Source organism: Phenylobacterium sp. (assembly GCF_044372605.1).
Taxonomy (GTDB): Bacteria; Pseudomonadota; Alphaproteobacteria; order Caulobacterales; family Caulobacteraceae; genus Phenylobacterium.
In genome coordinates, this window is the sequence record NZ_JBILRO010000262.1 from 1 (window position 1) to 4,484 (window position 4,484).

At 62.7% G+C, this 4,484-nt stretch carries 3 protein-coding genes; all 3 read left to right on the top strand.

Annotation, left to right across the window (positions count from 1 at the left end):
• Positions 1-1,285 (top strand): NADH-quinone oxidoreductase subunit L (locus ACIQ42_RS16265; RefSeq protein ID WP_397423293.1); only part of this gene is annotated, 1,285 nt, incomplete at its 5' end.
• Positions 1,282-2,793, top strand: coding sequence for an NADH-quinone oxidoreductase subunit M (locus tag ACIQ42_RS16270; RefSeq protein ID WP_397423295.1), 1,512 nt, complete (start codon positions 1,282-1,284; stop codon positions 2,791-2,793). The genes ACIQ42_RS16265 and ACIQ42_RS16270, both read left to right, overlap by 4 nt.
• Positions 2,790-4,220, top strand: a complete 1,431-nt coding sequence (nuoN, locus tag ACIQ42_RS16275; protein ID WP_397423294.1) for an NADH-quinone oxidoreductase subunit NuoN — start codon at positions 2,790-2,792, stop codon at positions 4,218-4,220. The genes ACIQ42_RS16270 and nuoN overlap by 4 nt, the downstream gene beginning before the upstream one ends.
• Positions 4,221-4,484 lie beyond the last annotated feature (264 nt).

Below are 4,484 nucleotides of genomic sequence, written 5' to 3' on the forward strand. Positions count from 1 at the left end.
CTCGGCTTTGATCCACGCCGCGACCATGGTGACGGCGGGGGTCTATATGGTCTGCCTGCTGTCGCCGATGTTCGAGTACGCGCCGGTGGCCAAGAACATCGTGACCGTCATCGGGGCGGTGACCGCGCTGTTCGCCGCGACGGTTGGCCTGACCCAGAACGATATCAAGCGCGTGATCGCCTACTCGACCTGTTCCCAGCTCGGCTACATGTTCTTCGCCGCCGGCGTGGGCGCTTATGACGCCGCCATGTTCCACCTGTTCACCCACGCCTTCTTCAAGGCGCTTTTGTTCCTGGGGGCGGGTTCGGTGATCCACGGCATGGCCCACGAACAGGACATGCGCCGCTATGGCCATTTGATGCCCTACATGAAGTGGACCTTCGTGGTGATGACCATCGGCACCATCGCGATCACCGGCCTTGGAATTCCCTATCTGGAATGGGGCTTCGCCGGCTTCTACTCGAAGGACGCGATCATCCACGCAGCCTATGAGGCCGGCGGCGCAGGCCATCCCATGGGTTACTTCGCCTTTGCGGTGGGCATCCTGGTGGCCGGCCTGACAGCATTCTATTCCTGGCGTGTGGCGTTCTTCACGTTCAACGGGACCGCCCGCTGGACGTCCGAGGACCTCGAGCACCACTGGCATAATCGCGACCATGACCACGGTCACGACGATGCGCATGCCGATCACGGCCACGGTCACAGCGACCACGACTACAAGCCGCACGAAAGCCCCTGGACGATGCGGATCCCGCTGATTGTTCTGGCCATCGGCGCTATCGGCGCGGGCTTTGCCTTCCACCACCAGTTTATCGGCGAGCACAGCTCGGAGTTCTGGCGTGGGGCCATCTTCAAGCTGCCGGCTACGCATGGGGCCGAGGGTGGCCACAGCTTCCCGGTCTGGGTGATGGTGACGCCGATACTTGTGTCGGTGCTGGGCCTCCTGGTGGCCGCTTACATGTACATCTGGCGGGAAGGCACGGGCGCGAAACTGGCGGCCAAACAGGGCCTGCTCTACGTCTTCTTCTACAACAAGTGGTTCTTCGATGAGCTTTACAACGCCACGTTCGTGCGCGCTGCCAAATGGCTGGGCGACTTGTTCTGGAAGGGCGGCGACCAGAAGATCATCGACGGCTACGGGCCTGACGGTGTCGCCGCTCTCTCCGTCCGCTTCGGCAAGGGCGCCGGGCGCCTGCAGTCAGGCTATGTATACCACTATGCCTTTGTGATGCTGCTGGGCGTCGCGGGCCTGCTGACGTTCGCCCTCTGGGCCTGGGCCGCCTGAGGGGGATGACAGACATGCCGTTGCTCTCCCTCATCACCTACGCGCCGCTGCTGGGCGTCGCCGGGATCCTGCTGGTCCGCCTGTTTGGCAAGTCCGACAGCGCCGCCGGCGACAATGCGTCGCGCTGGATCGCATTTGCGACTACGCTGGTGACCCTGGCGCTGTCCGTGCTGCTGGTCGCGCAGTTTGACCCGAAGAATCCGGGCTTCCAGTTTGTCGAAGAGGCCCCCTGGTTCGCTGGCCTCTATTACCGGATGGGCGTGGACGGCATTTCGGTGCTGTTTGTCCTGCTGACCGCCTTCCTTATGCCGATCTGCATCGCGGCCTCGTGGAAGTCGATCGAGACCCGCGTACCGGAATACATGATGGCATTCCTGCTGCTGGAGACGCTGGTGATCGGCGTGTTCTGCGCCCTGGATCTGGTGCTGTTCTACGCGTTCTTCGAGTTTGGCCTGGTGCCAATGTTCTTGATCATTGGCATCTGGGGCGGACAACGTAGGGTCTACGCAGCCTTCAAGTTCTTCCTCTACACCCTGCTGGGCTCTGTGCTCATGCTGGCCGCGATCCTCTTTATGATTGGGACGACCGGCACGAGCTCGATCCCGGAGTTGATGACCCACCACTTCGATCCGAATGTGCAGACTTGGCTATGGCTGGCCTTCTTCGCCTCCTTCGCGGTCAAGATGCCGATGTGGCCGGTGCACACCTGGCTTCCTGACGCTCACGTGGAAGCGCCAACGGCGGGCTCGGTGTTTCTGGCGGGCATCCTACTGAAGATGGGCGGCTATGGTTTCCTGCGTTTCAGCCTGCCGATGTTCCCCAATGCGTCTGACCTGTTTGCCCCTCTGGTCTTCGGGCTGAGCGCCATTGCCGTCGTCTACACTTCGCTGGTCGCGTTCCGGCAGACGGATGTGAAGAAGCTGATCGCCTACTCGTCGGTGGCTCACATGGGCCTCGTGACCATGGGCATCTTCTCCGGCAACGCCCAGGGTGAACAGGGTGCGATCTATCAGATGCTAAGCCACGGGCTGATCTCGGGTGCACTGTTCCTCTGCGTCGGCGTCATCTACGACCGGATGCACACCCGTGAGATCAAGTTCTACGGCGGGCTTGTCACCCGGATGCCGGTCTATGCTGCGGTGTTCATGCTGTTCGCCATGGGCAACGTCGGTCTGCCGGGCACCAGCGGGTTTGTCGGGGAAATCCTGACGATGGTCGGCGTCTATCAGGTCTCGACCTGGACGGCGATCGTGGCGGCGTCCGGCGTGATCCTGTCGGCGGTCTACATGCTGACGCTCTACAGGTCTGTGGTGTTCGGCACGATCACCAATCCCAAGCTCGAGACCATCACCGACCTCAACTGGCGAGAGATTGCGATCTTTGCGCCGCTGGTCGTCGGCACCCTCTATCTTGGCCTTCAGCCCAATTCCGTGTTCGACCTGACGTCGGCTTCGGTGGACCAGCTGGTGCGGGTCTACCAGGCGGCCATCGGCGGTGCCCACCCATGACGTTTTCCGCCAATCTCGCCCTGGCCATTCCGGAACTGATCCTTGCGATCGGCGCCCTTTCGCTGCTGGTCGTGGGTGCCTTTGCTCCCGCGCAGACCCGCATGGTGGGCTGGGCCAGTGTCCTGGTGCTGCTGGGGGCCACCATCGCCACGGCGACCCAGCCCTTCGGCGTCGCTTTTGGCGGCGGTTTGATTTCTGATGCGGCCGCCACCTTCGCCAAGGTGGCGATTTATCTTGCATCAGCTGTCGCGATCCCGCTGGCCCAGCCTTGGTTCGAGCGGCGTGGCGTAAAGGTGTTTGAATTCCCGGTTCTGGTGCTCCTCGCCGCGCTCGGCATGGGCATGATGGTGTCAGCGGGCGACCTGATCTCCCTCTACATCGGCATCGAGTTGCAGAGCCTGGCGCTCTACGTCCTGGCCGCAATGCATCGTGACAATGCCAAGGCGTCGGAAGCGGGCCTGAAGTACTTCGTCCTCGGCGCCCTTTCGTCGGGACTGCTGCTTTATGGCGCCAGCCTGATCTACGGGTTCGCGGGCTCGACCCACTTCAGCGAGATCGCGCAAGCGGCCGGCGCTCCGGAAAACACAGGGCTCTTGTTCGGCCTGGTGTTCCTCATCTGCGGCATCGCCTTCAAGGTCTCGGCTGCGCCCTTCCACATGTGGACGCCCGACGTCTATGAAGGCGCGCCCACGCCGATCGTGGCCTTCTTCGCCGCTGCGCCCAAGCTGGCCGCCATGGTGCTGTTCGCCCGTGTGCTGGGCGACGGCTTTGCGACCGCGGCGGATCAGTGGCAGCAGATCCTGATCATCATGGCTATGGCCTCGGTCGCTGTGGGGGCGTTCGCGGGCCTGGTTCAAAGCAATCTGAAGCGGCTGTGGGCCTATTCCTCGATCGCCAATATCGGCTACGCGGTGCTCGGCCTTTCGTCGGGAACGACCGAGGGCGCACAGGCCATGCTGATGTTCATGGTGCTCTACATGATCGATGTTACAGGCTTCTTCGCCTGTCTGGCGGCGCTGTCGCGCGGCGGTCGGTCGATGGAGACGCTGCAGGACATGGCGGGCCTGATCAAGGAGCGTCCGGCGATCGCACTGGCCATGACGGTGTTTGCGCTGTCGGCTCTGGGCCTGCCACCCTTCTCGGGCTTCTTCGGAAAATACTATGTGTTCAAGGCGGCCCTGGACGCTGGTCTCTGGGGGCCGGCCGTGTTCGGTCTCGTCGGCTCGGTGGTCGCGGCGTTCTACTATCTGAAACTGATCAAGGTGATGTGGTTCGACCCGAGTCCGGGTGCGACGGACAAGCCGCCAGTGGAAGCTAACGCGATCGCCGTGACCTCAGCGCTCTTTGCATTCCCGGTTGTCATTGTGGCGCTGCATAGCCTCGACATCCTCGCGGAACGGGCGGCCCGCGCGCTCGGGCTCGCCTAGAGCGTGACAGCTTCAAGTGGATACCGGTTGAAGCGCTCGTCACGCTCTAAACATATGAAGAGCGAGCCCTTTTGTCCGGATCGGATGAGTCCATCTGATCCGGAAAGGCTCTAGAGTTTGGCCAACCACCCGCCGGTCGAAGCCTACGACGAACTTGACTCCACGAATGCTGAAGCGCGGCGCCGCGCAGAGGCGGGCGACGCCGGTCCAGTCTGGATCACAGCGAGGCTACAGACAGCGGGCAGGGGGCGGCGGGGGCGGAGC